The organism is Candidatus Thiodiazotropha endoloripes, from assembly GCF_001708965.1.
GTDB classification, from domain to species: Bacteria; Pseudomonadota; Gammaproteobacteria; order Chromatiales; family Chromatiaceae; genus Thiodiazotropha; species Thiodiazotropha endoloripes.
In genome coordinates, this window is record NZ_LVJW01000003.1 from 2,257,040 (window position 1) to 2,274,836 (window position 17,797).

Here is a 17,797-nt window from a genome sequence, read left to right on the forward strand (position 1 = left end):
GAGATGACGCTGCCCTATCCACTGAAATTCAGTCGATAGTCTCAAACCAATCCCGGGCGGAAGCGGTTACTGACAAACTGTTGTCGATCTATTCGGCTTCAAAGTACGATTATCATCAGTAGACAGATCAAATAATCCAGAGCACTTTTTTGTAACGACATGAAACCTTTCAGCCCTTATATTGCACAACATTGCACTGGCTCTATTCTCGTCATCTTGTTTTTGCTTTCGACACCTGTATTGGCTGATGCCTTCCAGACCGCACTGGTAACAGCCGCATTGGAACGTACCCAACACAGCGTGCGATATGATGGCTCCTACCATTCGATTCCCTACCCCGGTGGAGATGTTCCCCCCAACACCGGAGTCTGCACCGATCTGGTTATTCGCAGCTATCGCGCTTTAGATCTGGATCTGCAACAGCTCGTGCATGAGGACATTGCCAAACATTTCAGTGAGTACCCTTCACACAGAATCTGGGGTTTGACCCGGCCCGATCCGAATATCGATCATCGACGGGTACCAATTTTACAAACCTTCTTTAGCCGACACGGTATTGCATTGCCGGTGACTCAAAATGCCGCAGACTATCAGGCCGGCGATCTGGTAACCTGGCGGTTACCGGGTAACCTCCCGCATATCGGCATTGTCAGTAATCAACTCGATCAGGGTAGTCGCACCCCTCTCATTGTGCATAACATTGGTGCCGGTCCAGTTGTCGAGGATATTTTGTTCCACTATCAGATTACCGGGCACTATCGCTACTGGCCTGATCGCTAGCCTGGACCATCGAGATCTCGTATTGGTTGGCCGATCCAGCAGATTCCCGAGATTCGTTGGGATGTCGATAGGGACACGAGCAGTTTCGTCTTGGCTAAGGCAGTAAACAACCGAGACCGTCTTAAGCGCTACCTCTACCTGACATAGATTTTGGCATCCTCTGTGAAGCCGGATACATCAGTAGAGGTCTGACCATGAAAGATCTCGACTTTCAGACGCCCCGCTTCCAACAGTTGAACCAGCACGACTGCATCGATAAACGTGTAGTTATCCATCTCCAGTCCCTGAGTGAAGCTGGATCTGTCCCAGGGTATGCCATTGTCGTAGTAGTCGTAACTGACCAGGTCATATTTTATCAGACCACTTGAAATTGAGACCTCCGCCGGATCCGGAGAGTTTCCCAGTACCCCGAACTGTTTTTGCTCACCCGCATAGTCACCGAAAGAGGCGATGATGTGGCTAGGTACGATATAGTCATAGGCAAAAGATAGATGCCCTAGCCAGTAGTTGTTTTGGTCCAGGCCGGCATAGCCATTGGTATTCTCTTCGAACCAGTTACCCACCAGCCGGCCGTTGATATCATGATCGATCTTTCCACCGATGGGTTCCACCGTTCTCAGGGACTTGGCAATCAGGGCGGCACGAATGGTGTCGTTAAAATAGTCAAATGGATCCGGCGTGTGAATCTTCCAGGGCTCTGCATTGTAACTACTGGGGTTGATGAATCCCGTCAGGGTCATGTTGTAATCCACCAGATTGTAATCCACAGAACCAGAATAGCTGCCCAGCACTTCTCCGGCTGTGACTGTGATGTTGGTATTGATAAATTGACCATCTGTCGGTGCGTAGGGAGCCAGTTTGTCAGAAAGATTATCCACATGGATGTAGATCGATTGCAGATTGTTTGCGTGATCGACAACAAACCTGTAGTCATCGTTATTGAAATTCCCCATGTGTTGAATGCTGGTCACTGTACCATCAGCCGGCGCATAGACATCGATCTCTATGGCTTCATTCTCACCAAAATCCGGGGCTACATAGTACTGGTGATCGATTGGAGTGACATGATTACCGATCATCCCTCCGAGCGGGAGTATGAACTCAACCTTCGACAGGTCCAGTGGCGGGAAATTGAAGCTTGTTGACTGATTGTCTGTATCCGGTGTTGTCTCATCCACGCTGTCAGTATCAGTCTGGGTATCGCTGTCACTATTCTCGCCACCTCCACCACCCCCTCCACAACCGATCGTCAATAAGAGAAGCACTCCCAGGAACCAAGCAACTTTTCCTATCGCGATCTGATTCGAGATATTGGAGCTGGACATGGCGCACTCCCCTTATGGTGTTCTGTTAACCCTATTGGAAGTATAGACTTACCATTCATGTGGTTTTTAGGCATTCAGGAGCAGAACATGTCCCTACTTCACACCTCCGGAAGATCAGTAAAATCTGAGCCAGGCTCTTCCGATGGCCACTTTTTCATTATTACCAGTGAACGGATTTTTAAACTCCTGTTTCTAAGTGTGACAGCGCCACCGAATTGTTGATGTTGGGCTTGCCGATGCATCAATCATCCTGCCACAAACCATTGAATATTCACGACAGCGGCGCTCTAACCGGGACGTTCAGTTAAAAATCCGGACCCGCCAATTTGGCATGTTAATTTTCTTTAAATAACAAGTAGTTACCAATTACCCCATGGATTGACACGACAATTTGTCATGTTCTTGGTTTGCATGGTATCCCCGCCGTTCAATTTTTTTCCATAGTAGACAAAGGGATATCTGCACCATCGCATACCTGGCATAAGGTTTGCTGTTTTCTTATGAATCAGTTCGCACGTTTGCCATAAAAGCCAACATCACAGCGTGTTGTACCAATCGGGCTTGCTTACTGCCAACAGTGAATCGATGCCGGCTGGCATTGTGACCTGTAACAGAATCATTTGAAAACTGACACAGGCCATGGGGTGACCTAGATGATTAAACAGTGGCTCAATCAAATAGAGCAATGGTTGTTCGGTGATTATAAAAATCAGCAGAAATCTGATCTGAAAAGCTCTGATGAGCCCAATCCAGTCCGCAGACGACTCTTCAGGCAGGCAGCCATCGGTGCAGCAGGTGTCACTGGAACCGCAGGATTGGCGAAGAGCGTTGTCGATGCGGTTCCAGAGCCCGACTTGAAACAGAAATACCATCAAGATGCCACACAAGGAGAGACAGAACTCAGTCAGAGAGAATATGTGGTAATGACCAACCGGGAGAAGGAGGCAATGCTGCAATCGTTCATTGATAACTACAACAACAAAACCTGAGCAGCATGAGCTGGTTCACGCCTATTTGATAGCCACTCGATCAGAGGACAACCATGCCGAAACAAGATTCGAGCAAAACAAAAGATAACAAACTCACCAGCCGCCGGGATTTCCTGCGCAGTGCAGGAAATTATACGGTGGCCTCACTCTCCGGCGCAGCAATGCTGCTCTCCGATCCGAAACCGGCAAAGGCCAATGTGACCTGGGAGGAGCACTTCCAGAAGAACTATCGACTGATGACAGACGAGGAGAAACAAGAGGCCATCGAACGCCTCGAGACCCGCTATTCCGAAGAGTACGGCAAACAGGTTACAGTCGATGGCACCCCCTCCATCGAGGGGGTTCTGTTCGGATATGCACTGAATATTCAGAAGTGTATCGGTTGTCGTCGATGCGTGAAGGCCTGTGTCGCCGAGAATAATCAGTCCCGCGGAGATGAGCAGCAGATCGAGTGGATCCGGGTATTGCGCATGGAAAAGGGAAAGTTTTCAGAAGCGGACAGGGATCAGCATGGCTATCCGGAATCATTTGGCGTTCAGGTCGGCGGAAATGCCTACAAACCAGCCGGTGTTGTACTGGAAGGCCAACACTACTATGAGCCGGAACAGGTTCCCGAAAAGGACGCCTTCTATTTTCCCATGCAGTGTATGCAGTGTGAGAAGCCACCCTGCGTCAAGGTCTGTCCGGTACGAACAACCTACCGTGATCCGGATGGTATCGTCGTCATCGACTACAACTGGTGCATTGGCTGCCGTATGTGTATTGGCGCCTGCCCCTACTGGGCAAGGCGTTTCAATTGGGGTGAACCCAATCTACCCAAGGAGGAGATGAATCCTGTCACTCACTATCTTGGTAATCGTCCACGTATGAAAGGGGTTGTCGAGAAGTGCAGCTTCTGTGTTCAACGTACCCGCAAGGGCCGCTGGACGGCCTGCGTCGAGGTCTGCCCGGTAGGAGCCCGCAAATTCGGCAACCTGCTGGATCCGAACAGTGAAATCCGTAAGGTTCTGGCCAAGAAGAAGGTGTTCCGTCTGCGAGCAGACCTCAACACCTATCCAAAGTTTTTCTACTACATGGATTAATGGGAGACCCCATAATGCGCTTTCTTCAGTTTGTGGTCGATTACCTCAAGGCAGGGTTTACCGGCGGTATCCTATTCTGGCTCTGGATGCTGTTCCTGCTGTTTTTCATCATGCTCTGGGGTTATGGCGAGTATGTACAGATCGCCAATGGCATGATTGTCACCAATCTTAACGATCAAGTCAGTTGGGGATTCTATCTGGCCAATTTTGTCTTCATGGTAGGTGTGGCAGCGGCTGCAGTGACTGTGGTTTTTCCCGCCTACGTCTATAAACACAAAGAGCTTCATCGAATCGTGGTGCTGGGTGAAATGATCGCCATTGCCGCGGTAGTCATGTGCCTGCTGTTTGTGATTGCACATATGGGAAGACCCGACCGACTCTGGCATCTACTGCCGGTTATCGGCATTTTCAACTTTCCACATGCCATGCTGACATGGGATGTGATCGTGCTGAATGGCTATCTGTTGTTGAATATCATTGGAGGCTACTACTACCTCTATAAGAAATATAGTGGTGGTGAAATCAATAAATCCTTCTATCTGCCGGTTGTCTATATTGCCATTGTATGGGCATTGAGTATCCACACTGTGACTGCATTCCTGATCAATACCATGCCGGCACGTCCTATGTGGTTCCATTCGATGATGCCAATCAAGTTCATCACCACCGCATTTGCTGCCGGACCATCACTCATCATTGTTGTGTTTTTACTGGTACGCCGTTTCACCCCCATGAAGATCGCCGATGAAGCCTTCCATCTACTCTCACAGATTGTGGTCTGGTGTCTTGGTATCGCACTGTTTCTGACCATGTCGGAAATTGTGACTGAACTCTACCCCGCGACCGAACACTCCCTGGGACTACAATATCTGATGTTTGGACACAATGGTCTGAATAGTCTGGTGCCCTTTTTCTGGACAGCGCTCTCATTGATGGTGGGATCCTTCATACTGCTGCTGATCCCCAGGATAAGAAAAAATCTTACCCTGCTGCCGTTCGTCTGTATTGCCGCATTCGTCGGCATCTGGATCGAAAAAGGTATGGGATTGATGCTGCCCGGCGTGATTCCAACCCCGGTTGGCGAGTTCGCAGAGTATACCCCAAGCCATATTGAATTGATGGTGGTGGGTGGTATCTGGGCAATTGGTTTCTTCCTGCTCACCTTCATGCTGAAAGGCGCAGTGGCGGTACTGCAGGGAGAGGTTCGTTACAGAACCGAAACCAGCAAACAGGCAGTTTCAGAGCAGCAGGCAGAAGCAGCAACCTGAGTGAATGAAGCTTGGAATGAACAGGCATACTCGATTTGGAGAAAAACATGACATGCTATCGAAATCATCAGACACTGTTTGGTTTATGTCTGCTGCTTTTTCTATTCACCAGCCCTCTGCTGGCCACAGAAAATCAGACTGACCAGGAGTGTTTCGAGAGCCGGGACGGCATGTCACAGGTCAGGGTTCGTGAAATCAGCCCTGGGCTGGTTAATGTCAAGTGCTCATCAACCACCGGGGGCGTTCTCTGGTGGGGTGACCCGTTTGCAGGCACCATTCCTATGGGAGATATGGATATCGAAGCAGATTACTCCAATGAAGAGGCGGTGGTGAAACCCCGTGAGCCAGAACTCGATAAAAATAAAATGCTGACCATATGCAGCATGGCCTGTCATGATGGCAACTATGTACCGATTCCCCATAGCAAGACTCCACGCCCACTTAAAATGCATCTGGACACGGTACCAGATGCGATGAATCTCAAGCATGGTAAGGGAAACATCTGGTGTCTGGATTGTCACCATCTGGTGGAACGCACCAAACTGATTGACAATTTCGGTTACTCAATCAGTTTCAACCAGCCCCAGAAGCTGTGTGGAAAATGCCATGGGCAGGTCTATCGGGCCTGGCGGGATGGTCTCCATGGCAAGCGTATCGGTATGTGGGACAAAGGAGGAAAGAAACGCTGGTGGGTCTGTACTGAATGTCATAATCCACACGACGTTGAACAGAAGGAGAGAAACTCAGGCTTTGCTCAGTTACGTCCAGAACCGGCGCCTAACCTGCCCAAGGGAATGGTCAATGCGGATCACGAACGGATGCATCATGGGGCACACCCGGATGAAACAGGTCATGAGTGATGCCACAGGCTGAATCTATGCATTCAAATAACATACGATGAATCCAGTGTTTATAAAGCAAGGCTCGTTTACTCCATACTCGGATCCTATCCAGTTTATACACGGAAAATTGTCATGATAAGTCAACCCAGAATGATCAGCGCAACTCTATTTATCGTCCTTTTTATATTACCGGTCTGCACAATGGCCATGGATGCAGCGGAGCTCTATCACGAACGAACCTGTATTGCCTGCCATGGCGCCAATGGCAAACAGCCTGTGATGGATGAGTATCCAAAATTAGCCGGCCAAGCTGAGGCCTATCTCTTGACGCAAATGAAAGATATCAAGAACGGTTACAGGACAAACGCACATTCTGTCGCGATGCAAAATGTCATGCACCTGGTGAGTGACGAAGAGATTGCCGTATTGGCAAAATGGCTTGCGTCACTGTCTGAATGATTTTTAGATCCAAACAGCGCCAATTGGTTGAATCATCTGCATCAATCAGACCAGACGTCATCAACCAAAGCAGCAACCTGCTGATAATAGGTATCGCGGTCCAACCCGAGGATGGTTGCACCGAAAATTTCTGCATCGTTGGCTGTAGCGAGATCGCCATAGTTGACCAGCACCAATTGATAGAGGATGAGCATAGGAAGATCGTCGTGCCGATTTTCAAAATAGCTATGCAGCATGATGGTGTAACCGTCTTCGGGATTCTCCGAGACTGGTTCAGTTCTGGCAAACATACCGGGATCGATACCCTCGGAGACAAATCTGAGCTCTACCGGATAGCGGACGGATTTTCGATCCTCAAGCATCTCAAGTACAGTCTGGTAATCAATTACCCGATCATAGCGTCCGCGTATCTCTTCCGCTTTTTCCCGGGCGTGCAGCGAGACAGCACTGTGGACGACCTTCCCCGCTCGTTTTTTGACCTTGGGCTTATGATCTGTCATGACAATCTCTCATTAGTTTCTCCAACAAGGATAACGTATGCCTGAATACACTCTGAAGTTTAGCGAAGATCCTGTAGAAGAATCCAGACTTCGCACCATGGATGAGATAAATCAGTTCATCCGCATGATGGATGGAAAACCATTGGCCGTGGTTACCCTTGATGATAGACAGAGTGATCTATGGGACACAGAGGGTGATGTGGACTATCAGGATCAGTACGGAGAGCAAATCATCAGCCAGATTTCGGATGATGAGACTGAAACGTTACTTATCAGAAACAGTAACGGACTCCCCCTGGCATTGGGAGTGAAAAATCATAACCATGGCTGGCAAGGCCTTGGCATTGAAAAACGGCTTCGTTTTGAAGTCGCCAGAATGTTTCAGAGCGATGAGACAGAGTTCGAATGAGTACAGAAATTATACAGATTTTTGTTAGCCTCAGAGGTTGATATGAAAAAATCAAAATACATTGGTAGATCCAGTTTTCTTCTGATCGCCACAATAGCGATTTCCAGCGCTTATGCAGAGAATTCAGATGGCAATATTGCCAGTCTCTATCTGGCGAAAGCGTGTGCCGGTTGCCATGGAGTGGATGGCAGAACACCAACAACACCTTATTACCCAATCATAGCTGGGCAAAACGAGGGTTACCTTTACAATCAGATGAGGGATTTCAAGAACGGCAGTCGTTCAAACAGTATGTCAAGTGTGATGAAAGGCATCATGAGCGCAGTCAGTGAGCAGGAGATACGTTTCATTTCAGTTTGGCTAGCCAAACAGTAGCTATCTCGATCAGCTTGCTTTGTAACTATTTTCATCTAACTCGTAGCGTTTGATCATACGATAGATACTTCGCTCACTGATACCCATGACTTCGGCCACTTTGCCCCGACGCCCGGAGTATTTCTTTAACTGATAGGATAAGTAGTGTGCTTCCAGTTCCTCCATGGAAGGATCGTGATCAAAACTCAGAGTGACAGCTCCTTCACTCTTGCCAAGTATACGGCTAAATGAAAAATGCTCAGGCTTAATGATCTGTCGGTCACCAGAGAGAATAATTGCCCTTTCGATCACATTCTTCAGTTCTCTGATGTTACCTGGCCAGTCATATGAGACCAACGAACGAATCGCGGATGAAGAGAGGTTCTTGATAACGCGTGTCGAGAAATTGTGATTTCTTACAAAGTGCGCAGCCAACTCCGGTATATCGTCACGCCTGTCACGTAATGGCGGTATAACAATATTGAATGCATTGAGTCTGAAAAACAGATCGGAACGAAAGTTACCTTCAGCCGACATGGTTTCCAAATCCCGATTCGTAGCAGCGACAATTCTGACATTCGCTGTCAGATCCTTGGTACTTCCCAACCTTCGGTATTGCCCGGTTTCGAGTACACGCAAAAGTTTGGCCTGACCGCTACTGTTGATTTCACCAATTTCGTCAAGAAACAGCGTGCCGCCCTCTGCCCCTTCGATCAGGCCCTTCTTTTGCTTGTCAGCACCGGTAAATGCGCCTTTTTCATGGCCAAACAACTCTGATTCAAACAGGTTTTCCTGGAGCGTACAGCAGTCAACGGCAACATAGTTGTGTTTTTTTCTATGGCTGTGCGCATGGATGGCCCGTGCCACCAATTCCTTACCTGAGCCACTCTCCCCCTGTATCAATACAGTAATATCGTTAGGCGCCACAGCACCGATCATCTGTTTCAGTTCAGCCATTTCAGCACTGTTTCCAACCAGGGAGGAGTTGCGCTGAATACTCTGCTCCAACTGCCTTTTGCAGAACATATGGTCTCTACGCAAGGCAGCATTATCGAGTGCCCTCTCAACGGTTATTGTCAATGTATCGAGACTGACAGGCTTTAATATATAATCCACTGCGCCGGCTTTTATGGCGCTTACGGCATCGCGCACCGATCCAAATGCAGTCAAAACAATAACTGGATAGTTGACCGATATTTTTTCAATATACTCAAGACTATTGGCATCAGGCAGACGGGCATCAGTAATAATCAACGATGGCTCATACTTTTCCAGGTAGTCCATTACACTGTGCCAACGACTCAGCCCTTCCACCTCATAGTCCATATTAGACAGATGCTGTATCATCAGAGTCCTGAGCGTATCGTCATCCTCTACTACTACGAGTTTGGATTTCATCTATCCCCCTCCAGTTCGTTCTGAGCATTCGGCAGTACCACAGTAAACACACTGCCAATAGAAACTTCACTGGTCACATTTATGGTCCCACCATATTTTTCTATTATCGCCAAACTGATTGAAAGACCTAAACCCGTACCTCTGACATCGTCGGCACGACGCGAGAAGAATGGGTCAAAAATATAGGGTAGATCTTTAGGCCGGATCCCAGCACCGGTATCAGAGAAAACCATCTGAACCTTATCCTCAACGACCGAGCCGGAAACCGTTAAAATGCCACCACTCGGCATGGCATGAAATGCATTCTGCGTGAGATTGAGAGCTACCATCCTGATTTCACTGTCAGAGGCCAGGACCCTGAGGGTCTCATTCTCATACTTCTCTTCAATTGTGATGTTCGCCTCATCTGCCTGCCATCTGATCAGCGCAAGTGTGTCATTGATAGCAGCAGCAACATCGACCAGCTCCAAGTTTTCCTGTGGCAAGGCACCCAGCTTCAACAACTTGCCGGTAATCTCAATACAGGTATTGATCTGATCATCAATCAGTTCAAAATTTTGTTTGATGTTATCCGTGAAGTTGTTTCTGACAACAATCTCGTTCTTGGTGGCATCCATTGCCAACTTAAGTGATGCCAGAGGATTATGAATCTCATGAGCCACACCTGTGGCCAGACGCCCTAATTCTGAGAGTTTCTGTTCCTGGGAATATTTAACCGCTTTTTCAAGATCACGAATTGATTCAACAATCAGGGTCTTCTCCTTCCCACCCTGCCGAATCGTCATCGGCGCCGCAAAAATCTCCACCTCAAAGGTTGTAAGATCCAAGCGGTGGTGTTGATGCACCACTTTGATCGGCGTTTTGCTCAGCGACATTTCATGAATCGGGCAGTTGATCAGCGTTGGCGGACAGGGTTTGTTACAGTTGTGCGTGACACCGTAACAGGTTGCACCGACTTCCAATCTATCCTCAAGCCTGTGTTGTTCGCAATAGGCTTTATTGACGAGCACAACTTTGAAGTTTTCATCAATAATCCTGATCCCGTCCGGGATGGCATCAACCAGTGCCTGCAGGAATCCCCGCTGCTCCTCCAACTCAAGCATTTTCTCATGCAACCGCTCTGCCATCAGATCGAAGGTAGAGCCAAGTCGGCTGAGTTCATCTGACCCCTGCATGTCGACCCGGGTTTGTAAATTCCCACCCGTCAACTCCTGACTTGCATTAGTGAGCTGATTGACCGGTCTGAGAATATGACTGTGTATGAACCACCAGCCACCGACCAGGTTGAGAATCACAATCAGGGATCCTGCACTCATCAGCATCAGGGTGGTAGTACTTACCTTGTGTCTGATTGGGCTGGCGTCGTAGTCGACATAGAGTATACCGTTGATCGGATTCTGCTCAGCCGGACCATGACACTCTTTACAGGCTGGCTTGTTGTGTACGGGATTGATGCTGCGCAGCAACTCCTGCTGTGACTCATTCTGTATGAAGTGGGTTGTTTGAAGACTGGCCAGGTAGGGGGATTCCAGTTTTTTACCAAAATCCCCTTCACGACTGCTGAAACGGATCTCACCGGCCGGATTGGTGATGAAAACCCTGACGATACCCTCTTGTTCCCCGAGCTTTTTCACCATCTCACTCAAGCCAGGCAAGTCTCGCTTGAGCATGGCATTCTCCAGGGAAACCTGCAGCAATTTGTTGACTTGGTTGGCGGTATCCGCTCTCGCACCTTCCAGTTCCGATTGATAGATCGGTATGTAGAGCAATAGAAATACCAGGGTACTTATGACGAGACCTGATGTGGTACCGAGGATGAATTTTCTATTCAGGCTGTCGCTTATCCAGTTCATCACTTGTAACAACTCAGTTGCTCAGGATCAGATGTCCTGATTGTAATATTAAAAAAAACCCGTTTTTCTGACAATTTGTCATGTTTCAAAGGAGAATCCAATGATTCTTTTCTCCTTGAAGCCTCAATTTCAGCTCTTTGGCTTGTGTTTTGCTCATAAATTGGGAATCTGAACGCAATATCCTATCTGGAGGAGGAGCGAGAATGAGAAAAAAAAATACAATTTCCGATTTCCACATCACAACCCAGCTGTTGTGGGCCTTTTTATGGTTACCAATTGCGGGCTTAGCGGAACCGGCCAATAACCTTAGTGAGTCGTTACGCGAATCCCTGCAACAGCAGGGATGGCAGGAGTACACCGCTGCGGATGGTAGTGTTATCTATCGTCAACCGAAAAAAGAGATTGCCACTGACATTCCGTCAGGAAAAAGAGAAACAGCTGAGATACGTAAGTTTGGAGAAGCGTTGCAGAACCACGGATGGCAGGTTGAATGGGATTCAGATAACACATTAATTTTGATCCCTGCAACGACAACGCCCCCCTCAGATAAGAGCCCGAATGCAACTCCGCAGATAACCACAGCTCCGTTTGAGACTATGACAGACAATCTGCCAAGTGACTTGTCAGGCTTTAAATACTGGCATATCGAGCGAGATCAGCGGGGAGCACTGCTTTTTCATCCGGTGGATATTTCTGCCTTAGAAGATCAACCACAAGCATCTACTAATATACAACAAACAGAGTGCCGCATTGATCACTTCCAACTTACCAGTGGGTCGCTGCCGGTTGATCAATGGTCTGAAGCACAGGATGTTGCAAAACAGTGGCTCAACACAACGGGAGCGACGGGGCTTCAGGTGGGCCGCATCCGTAAGATAAATCGCATCTATCTGGTCAGCATTGTTGGAGAATCTGAACCCTACCCACTCGAACACCAACTGGCAATTCGTGCTTCCGATGCGTCCGTCGTCCTAATTGAGTAGTGATAGAGATAGAATACCCTGATCATAATTCATCTCTATCTAGGGCCTGTTATTACGAAACCGATCTGCCCGGCTGAGGTTCATTTTCATCCAGCACGACAGAATGGGTGTGGTGCGGTTGTCATCAGGGAAAAGGAGGAACAGCCGAACACTCCCCCTAATTGATGGACCCTTTTCCATAATTAAAGAGTCGATTGAAATCGTCCTAACAGGCCCTTAAAACAGACATGAGGAGTGGTTGGTAAACACCATCCTTCCACTCCCCGGTTTGGGTCTGCCTGCAAATTGCATAGGGGTAACAGCCCTGTATGACGAAATGTCAGTCAATCAAAATCTTATCCAAAGCTGAAATGTAAACTGCTAAATATCGTCTAAGCGAATGAAAAATAATATTTAAATTCTATCTCAACCCAAATCCTTGACGATTCTGCAATCGCAACATGTTTAAACCGACTCACTACAGCATGACAAATCGTCAGAGTAATAGATTCAGGCATTATCTGAGATAGAGCTTTAAAATCAAAAAAAACCCTTAGAAATCAATAGAGAAAATCTAAAACCTACTCACTGGCATAGCCCTTGCCTTGTAACTCTTGCCAACCTGTACTGATAACAAAGACGAATCGAGGAGGGTTTTAGAATGCGGCTGTTAGCTACTGCCTGCACTGGTCTGTTTGTATTACTTCCACTACAGCTCATGGCTGGTTATCCCGTAGCTGGTCTAGAGCCTTCCAAACGGCCAATGAATGCACCGGTCATGAAACAGGTATCGCGTAATAAAGCTTGGTACCAATCATCCTTGACAGGTGTTCAACAACCCTACCCCAGAAGTCTCCACTTCCTTGACAACCAAGGTAACTGGTACACACCTTTCACCCGCCCAGGCATGAGAGGTCCATATGATATTCGTCAATGGCATCAGTAGCGTTGGTATCAAATAGAACCAAGCTCGATTGATGTGGCGACTACAAAGCAGTGAACGGTTCTTTATTTAAGGTATAAAAATTTACTACAACTAGAGGCGAAAACTATGAAAATTATTCGAATGCCAAACCTGAAAGGAGTGATCAAAGCGATGGGGATGGTCGTAGCACTTGCTGTTGCCCCGCTCGCTAGCGCAGGCATGAGTGGTATGTCCGGTATGGGCGGCATGTCCGGTATGGGTGGCATGGGCGGCATGTCCGGTATGGGTGGCATGTCCGGTATGAGCGGCATGGGTGGCATGTCCGGTATGAGCGGCATGGGTGGCATGTCCGGTATGAGCGGCATGGGCGGTATGTCCGGTATGAGCGGCATGGGTGGCATGTCCGGTTACTTCAAGATCACCCCCCAGGGACAGATTTTCTTCTATCCTGCTAGTGGCATGTCCGGTATGAGTGGCATGGGCGGTATGTCCGGTATGAGTGGCATGGGCGGTATGTCCGGTATGAGTGGCATGGGCGGCATGTCCGGTATGAGCGGCATGGGCGGCATGTCCGGTATGAGTGGCATGGGCGGTATGTCCGGTATGAGTGGCATGGGCGGCATGGGCGGCATGTCCGGTATGAGTGGCATGGGCGGTATGTCCGGCATGAGTGGCATGGGCGGCCAGTGGGTTTGGCAGCCTTCAGGCATGAGCGGTATGTCCGGCATGGGCGGTATGTCCGGTATGGGTGGCATGGGCGGTATGTCCGGCATGGGCGGTATGTCCGGCATGGGCGGTATGTCCGGCATGGGCGGTATGTCCGGCATGGGTGGTATGTCCGGCATGGGCGGTATGAGTGGCATGTCCGGCATGGGCGGTATGAGTGGCATGGGCGGCATGAGCGGTATGTCCGGTATGGGCGGCATGTCCGGTTACTTCAAGATCACCCCCCAGGGACAGATCTTCTTCTACCCGGCTAGCGGCATGTCTGGCATGAGCGGTATGGGTGGCATGAGTGGTATGTCCGGTATGGGTGGCATGAGTGGCATGTCCGGTATGGGTGGCATGTCCGGTATGGGTGGCATGTCCGGTATGTCAGGTATGGATGGCATGTCAGGAATGAGTGGCTGGCGTTAGTCGACTGTTTGTGACTGGTATATCCAGTCATAACACTCCCCAGAGCGCAGGGACGCGCTCGAATCCTAATAATTAAATTTCATATTTTCCAATAGGGCTTCATCTGAGGAAGATCTAATGATTTTACCCATCAGGACCTTGATTCCACTACTATTGCCGATGCTGTTATCAATTGATCCGGCTTTTGCCCGTGATATTGGTCCTGAAGATTACGAACGATCACGTTGGCACCCAATTCATTTCAAACCGGATATCGATAACGCAAAAGATGAACAGTGCCTCAGCTGCCATCAAGAGATACTGGACAGGAAGGTACTGAATCAGTCACCGGCAGGCATTACATCGACAGAAGTTTTGGCCTGGTATCAAACCCTGTCGACCTATGAAGGTGAGCAGGAGACCTTTCATCGCCGCCATTTGGTGACACCACTGGCAACCGAGCTGATGGATTTAAAATGCAACACCTGCCACCAGGGTAATGATTTAAGAGAAGAGGCGGTGATACCACCAGACCATGACAACCAGGATCTGACACTTCGTAAATCGGTCAATCCGGACATCTGCCTGATGTGCCACGGAGCGAATGCCTATGAACTGATGGGCCTTCCCGCTCCATGGAGAGAATCGCGAAAAAACTTTCAAAACAACTGCCTTCTCTGTCACTCCTATATCCGCACTGAGCGGCACCAGGTCAACTATTTGAAAGCGGAAGCCATAGAGGCTGCCGGTAAAGCGAATTCAGATGTCTGTTACGGCTGTCATGGTGGTCGTCAATGGTATCGCATTGCCTACCCCTACCCCCGACATCCCTGGAAAAGCATGTCGAAAGTCACCCCAGGATGGGCCAGGGATAGACCAACCGAATCGGAACCCAGGTTCCGGAAAGAGATCCAGCAGGCAGCAAACTAGCAACCGCTGACAGCGTGAGGTACGGATGAGTATAGAAAAACTGACCCAGAGTCTGAATGAGCGATTGAATCTCTCCCGGCGCTCATTCCTGAAATCTGCAGCCGTGGGTGGCGCATCATTGGCTGCCGGTGGTTTGGTGGAAATGAAGACTGCCAAGGAGGCCAAAGCATTTGCCTACGAACCCTATCCGACAGACGATCAACTCGAAACGGTGGTAACCAGTTGTGCCCATAATTGTGGCTCAAGGCATATGTTGGTCGCCCATAAGTGGAATGATGTGATCGTGCGTCTCTCCACGGACGATGGTCGCTACCAGCGGAATGGCCACTTCGGTAAGGACGATAACGAAGAACCGCAACTGCGTGCCTGCCTTCGAGGGCGCTCCTATCGGCAACGGCTCTACTCAGCTGAGCGCCTGCTCTACCCCATGATGCGGGTTGGCAAGCGGGGTGAGGGGAAATTCAAACGTATCTCATGGGATGAGGCCCTGACGCATGTAGCCAGTAAAATGGTCGAGATCAAGGACACTTACGGGCCTACCGCTCTGGTAGACCAAAGTTACGCCGGCGCCTCTTATGGGGTGCTGCATAAATCCGATCAGATCGAGGGCCTGCTCGGCCGCTTTCTGGGTATGTTTGGCTGTAGAACAAGCTCATGGTCGGTACCCTCCTACCAGGGAACCACCTTCAGCTCACGTATGACCTTTGGCACCATTGAGGATGGCAATGAGGATGATACCTTTGCCCATTCGGATCTGATGATCATGTGGGGTTGGAATCCCGCCTACACCTTCCATGGCGGCAATACCTTCATGTACATGCGCATGGCCAAGCAGCGCGGTTGTAAATTTGTCTTGATCGATCCCCAATACACCGACTCTGCAGCCGCTTACGACGCCTGGTGGATTCCGATTCGACCCAATACGGATGCGGCGATGATGGCGGGCATGGCCCACTATATCTTCACCAACGATCTGCATGACCAGGAGTTCATCGACAAATTCTGTCAAGGCATGGACGCTGGGACAATGCCGGACTGGGCCAAGGATAAGGAGAATTTCAAGGACTATATCCTGGGCAAATATGACAATGAACCCAAAACACCGGAGTGGGCCTCAAAAATCTGCGGTGTGCCGGCCGAAGACATCATCAAACTGGCGGATATGTATGCCCGTACCAAACCTGCGGCACTGAAGGCATCATGGGCACCGGGAAGAAATGCCTATGGTGAGCAATACAACCGAATGGCTGCTGCCCTGCAGGCGATGACCGGTAATATCGGCATCCTTGGTGGCTGTGCTGAGGGTGTTGGCAAGGCCTGGCATGCCGAAGCAGTGGCATACCCTTACGATCAATACTCCAACATCTGGTTTCAGTCCATAAAATCTGATCGCTGGGCCCACTGCGTACTCAACTATCCTAATGTAAAAAGAGAAGAGATAGGACTATGGCCCCGCCAGGACAATACCGACGGGCAGATCCCGAATATCAAAGGCATCTTCTGGCAGGGGTCCGACTGGTTCAATCAACTTACAAACATCAATAAAGAGATTGAGGCGATCAACAAGCTGGAACTGGTGGTCTGCATGGACTCAACCATCACTCCATCGGGCTTGTATGCCGATATCCTGCTGCCCATAGCTACGCACTTTGAGCGCCATGATGTGGCACTGCCCTGGTATAAAGGGCACTACTACATCCATCGTCCCAAGGTGATAGAGCCGATGGGTGAATCGAAAACTGATTTCCAGGTTTTCACTGAACTCGCCTACCGAATCGGTGGTGATGTATTCGGTCAGGCCTTTAACCCAAAAGCAAACCGAGACTATTTTCATGTCAATGACAATGTGGATGAAGCCTATCTGAAGGAGTGGTGGGAAAAGAAAGTGATAGGCCACCAGCATGTGGATATGTCCTGGGATGAGTTCAAACAACGAGGCGTCTATAAATTCAAACTCGACCAACCGCACGTTGCCTTCAGGGAACAAATAGAGAACGGTAAAGCGTTCCAGACCCCTTCCGGCAAGATTGAAATACTGGCCTCACAACTGGCACAGATCACCGATTGGAAGAAAACCATGTATGGCTACGAGATCCCCTACATACCTAAATGGATCGAGCCCTGGGAATCTCTGAACAGTCCAAAGACCAGTGAATTTCCCTTTCACCTGATCTCACCCCACCCTCGATGGAGAACCCACTCCATATTCAACAACTGCAGCTGGTTACGTGAGACTTACGAACAAGAGGTAACACTGAATGCCGCAGATGCTAAAAAACTTGGTATCAGAACCGGTGATACAGTTGAAATCTGGAACAAACGTGGCCGGGTTGTGGTACCGACCTATGTTACAGAGCGCTGCATGCCAGGGGTGGCAGTACTGCATGAGGGAGTATGGATCGATCTGGACGCTGAGGGTGTCGACCGGGCGGGTAACCCGGACATGTTGACCCTGGACGAGCCAAGTCCAGCCGGAGCATTCGCGTACAATACCGTATTGTGCAATATCAAGAAAACGGACCTGGAACATCGGCCTGGTTGGGACCAGTTGGCCACATCCCGAGCACATGTGTTTAGGCGTGACCTTTAGTCCTGGAGGAGAGAT

At 49.2% G+C, this 17,797-nt stretch carries 16 protein-coding genes; 12 read left to right on the plus strand and 4 right to left on the minus strand.

Annotated elements, in window-relative coordinates; translation table 11 throughout:
- Nucleotides 1–240 precede the first annotated feature (240 nt).
- Nucleotides 241–780, plus strand: coding sequence for a DUF1287 domain-containing protein (locus A3193_RS10135; RefSeq protein WP_235614949.1), 540 nt, complete (start codon nucleotides 241–243; stop codon nucleotides 778–780).
- A 134-nt stretch (nucleotides 781–914) separates the two neighbouring features.
- Here A3193_RS10135 and A3193_RS10140 read toward each other — a convergent pair whose 3' ends face one another.
- Nucleotides 915–2,105: a M23 family metallopeptidase gene (locus A3193_RS10140; RefSeq protein WP_069014629.1), complete on the minus strand. Its 1,191-nt coding sequence runs from the start codon at nucleotides 2,103–2,105 to the stop codon at nucleotides 915–917.
- A gap of 653 nt (nucleotides 2,106–2,758) precedes the next feature.
- Between A3193_RS10140 and A3193_RS10145 the strand changes: the two genes are divergently transcribed.
- The 5 genes from A3193_RS10145 (at nucleotide 2,759) to A3193_RS10165 (ending at nucleotide 6,745) form a co-directional block, all read left to right on the plus strand.
- Complete coding sequence (locus A3193_RS10145) at nucleotides 2,759–3,094, plus strand: hypothetical protein (RefSeq protein WP_069006537.1); 336 nt, start codon at nucleotides 2,759–2,761, stop codon at nucleotides 3,092–3,094.
- Nucleotides 3,095–3,147: 53 nt separating this feature from the next.
- Nucleotides 3,148–4,176: a 4Fe-4S dicluster domain-containing protein gene (locus A3193_RS10150; protein ID WP_069006536.1), complete on the plus strand. Its 1,029-nt coding sequence runs from the start codon at nucleotides 3,148–3,150 to the stop codon at nucleotides 4,174–4,176.
- Between the two features lie 14 nt (nucleotides 4,177–4,190).
- Nucleotides 4,191–5,444, plus strand: coding sequence for a sulfate reduction electron transfer complex DsrMKJOP subunit DsrP (gene dsrP / locus A3193_RS10155; protein WP_069014630.1), 1,254 nt, complete (start codon nucleotides 4,191–4,193; stop codon nucleotides 5,442–5,444).
- A 47-nt stretch (nucleotides 5,445–5,491) separates the two neighbouring features.
- Nucleotides 5,492–6,304: a hypothetical protein gene (locus A3193_RS10160; protein WP_069014631.1), complete on the plus strand. Its 813-nt coding sequence runs from the start codon at nucleotides 5,492–5,494 to the stop codon at nucleotides 6,302–6,304.
- Nucleotides 6,305–6,418: 114 nt separating this feature from the next.
- On the plus strand, nucleotides 6,419–6,745 hold the full coding sequence (locus tag A3193_RS10165) for a c-type cytochrome (protein WP_235614950.1): 327 nt from the start codon (nucleotides 6,419–6,421) through the stop codon (nucleotides 6,743–6,745).
- 41 nt (nucleotides 6,746–6,786) lie between these two features.
- Here A3193_RS10165 and A3193_RS10170 read toward each other — a convergent pair whose 3' ends face one another.
- On the minus strand, nucleotides 6,787–7,245 hold the full coding sequence (locus A3193_RS10170; protein ID WP_069014632.1) for a hypothetical protein: 459 nt from the start codon (nucleotides 7,243–7,245) through the stop codon (nucleotides 6,787–6,789).
- Nucleotides 7,246–7,282: 37 nt separating this feature from the next.
- On the opposite strand from A3193_RS10170, the gene A3193_RS10175 reads away from it, so the two are divergent.
- Nucleotides 7,283–7,654 carry a hypothetical protein gene (locus tag A3193_RS10175; protein WP_069006532.1) on the plus strand — a complete coding sequence of 124 codons (372 nt, stop codon included), beginning with the start codon at nucleotides 7,283–7,285 and terminating at the stop codon, nucleotides 7,652–7,654.
- 42 nt (nucleotides 7,655–7,696) lie between these two features.
- Nucleotides 7,697–8,029 carry a c-type cytochrome gene (locus A3193_RS10180; RefSeq protein ID WP_068987239.1) on the plus strand — a complete coding sequence of 111 codons (333 nt, stop codon included), beginning with the start codon at nucleotides 7,697–7,699 and terminating at the stop codon, nucleotides 8,027–8,029.
- Between the two features lie 9 nt (nucleotides 8,030–8,038).
- Here A3193_RS10180 and A3193_RS10185 read toward each other — a convergent pair whose 3' ends face one another.
- Complete coding sequence (locus tag A3193_RS10185; protein ID WP_069014633.1) at nucleotides 8,039–9,406, minus strand: sigma-54-dependent transcriptional regulator; 1,368 nt, start codon at nucleotides 9,404–9,406, stop codon at nucleotides 8,039–8,041.
- Nucleotides 9,403–11,259, minus strand: coding sequence for an ATP-binding protein (locus A3193_RS10190; RefSeq protein ID WP_069006530.1), 1,857 nt, complete (start codon nucleotides 11,257–11,259; stop codon nucleotides 9,403–9,405). The genes A3193_RS10185 and A3193_RS10190 overlap by 4 nt, the downstream gene beginning before the upstream one ends.
- Nucleotides 11,260–11,462: 203 nt before the next feature.
- On the opposite strand from A3193_RS10190, the gene A3193_RS10195 reads away from it, so the two are divergent.
- The 4 genes from A3193_RS10195 (at nucleotide 11,463) to A3193_RS10210 (ending at nucleotide 17,782) form a co-directional block, all read left to right on the plus strand.
- Nucleotides 11,463–12,242 (plus strand): hypothetical protein, encoded by a 780-nt coding sequence (locus A3193_RS10195; protein WP_069006529.1) that lies wholly within the window; start codon nucleotides 11,463–11,465, stop codon nucleotides 12,240–12,242.
- A 1,030-nt stretch (nucleotides 12,243–13,272) separates the two neighbouring features.
- Nucleotides 13,273–14,283 (plus strand): hypothetical protein, encoded by a 1,011-nt coding sequence (locus A3193_RS20700; RefSeq protein ID WP_201258778.1) that lies wholly within the window; start codon nucleotides 13,273–13,275, stop codon nucleotides 14,281–14,283.
- Nucleotides 14,284–14,400: 117 nt separating this feature from the next.
- A complete protein-coding gene (locus A3193_RS10205) occupies nucleotides 14,401–15,192 on the plus strand; it encodes a hypothetical protein (RefSeq protein ID WP_069006528.1) in 792 nt (263 codons plus the stop codon).
- Between the two features lie 25 nt (nucleotides 15,193–15,217).
- Nucleotides 15,218–17,782: a molybdopterin-dependent oxidoreductase gene (locus tag A3193_RS10210; RefSeq protein ID WP_069006527.1), complete on the plus strand. Its 2,565-nt coding sequence runs from the start codon at nucleotides 15,218–15,220 to the stop codon at nucleotides 17,780–17,782.
- Nucleotides 17,783–17,797 lie beyond the last annotated feature (15 nt).

What these genes read in the sequence shown, in the direction of transcription:
- A3193_RS10140 (WP_069014629.1), bottom strand. Translation starts at nt 2,105, where the DNA reads ATGTCCAGCTCCAATATCTCGAATCAGATCGCGATAGGAAAAGTTGCT.
- A3193_RS10145 (WP_069006537.1), top strand. Translation starts at nt 2,759, where the DNA reads ATGATTAAACAGTGGCTCAATCAAATAGAGCAATGGTTGTTCGGTGAT.
- A3193_RS10150 (WP_069006536.1), top strand. Translation starts at nt 3,148, where the DNA reads ATGCCGAAACAAGATTCGAGCAAAACAAAAGATAACAAACTCACCAGC.
- dsrP (WP_069014630.1), top strand. Translation starts at nt 4,191, where the DNA reads ATGCGCTTTCTTCAGTTTGTGGTCGATTACCTCAAGGCAGGGTTTACC.
- A3193_RS10160 (WP_069014631.1), top strand. Translation starts at nt 5,492, where the DNA reads ATGACATGCTATCGAAATCATCAGACACTGTTTGGTTTATGTCTGCTG.
- A3193_RS10165 (WP_235614950.1), top strand. Translation starts at nt 6,419, where the DNA reads ATGATAAGTCAACCCAGAATGATCAGCGCAACTCTATTTATCGTCCTT.
- A3193_RS10170 (WP_069014632.1), bottom strand. Translation starts at nt 7,245, where the DNA reads ATGACAGATCATAAGCCCAAGGTCAAAAAACGAGCGGGGAAGGTCGTC.
- A3193_RS10175 (WP_069006532.1), top strand. Translation starts at nt 7,283, where the DNA reads ATGCCTGAATACACTCTGAAGTTTAGCGAAGATCCTGTAGAAGAATCC.
- A3193_RS10180 (WP_068987239.1), top strand. Translation starts at nt 7,697, where the DNA reads ATGAAAAAATCAAAATACATTGGTAGATCCAGTTTTCTTCTGATCGCC.
- A3193_RS10185 (WP_069014633.1), bottom strand. Translation starts at nt 9,406, where the DNA reads ATGAAATCCAAACTCGTAGTAGTAGAGGATGACGATACGCTCAGGACT.
- A3193_RS10190 (WP_069006530.1), bottom strand. Translation starts at nt 11,259, where the DNA reads ATGAACTGGATAAGCGACAGCCTGAATAGAAAATTCATCCTCGGTACC.
- A3193_RS10195 (WP_069006529.1), top strand. Translation starts at nt 11,463, where the DNA reads ATGAGAAAAAAAAATACAATTTCCGATTTCCACATCACAACCCAGCTG.
- A3193_RS20700 (WP_201258778.1), top strand. Translation starts at nt 13,273, where the DNA reads ATGAAAATTATTCGAATGCCAAACCTGAAAGGAGTGATCAAAGCGATG.
- A3193_RS10205 (WP_069006528.1), top strand. Translation starts at nt 14,401, where the DNA reads ATGATTTTACCCATCAGGACCTTGATTCCACTACTATTGCCGATGCTG.
- A3193_RS10210 (WP_069006527.1), top strand. Translation starts at nt 15,218, where the DNA reads ATGAGTATAGAAAAACTGACCCAGAGTCTGAATGAGCGATTGAATCTC.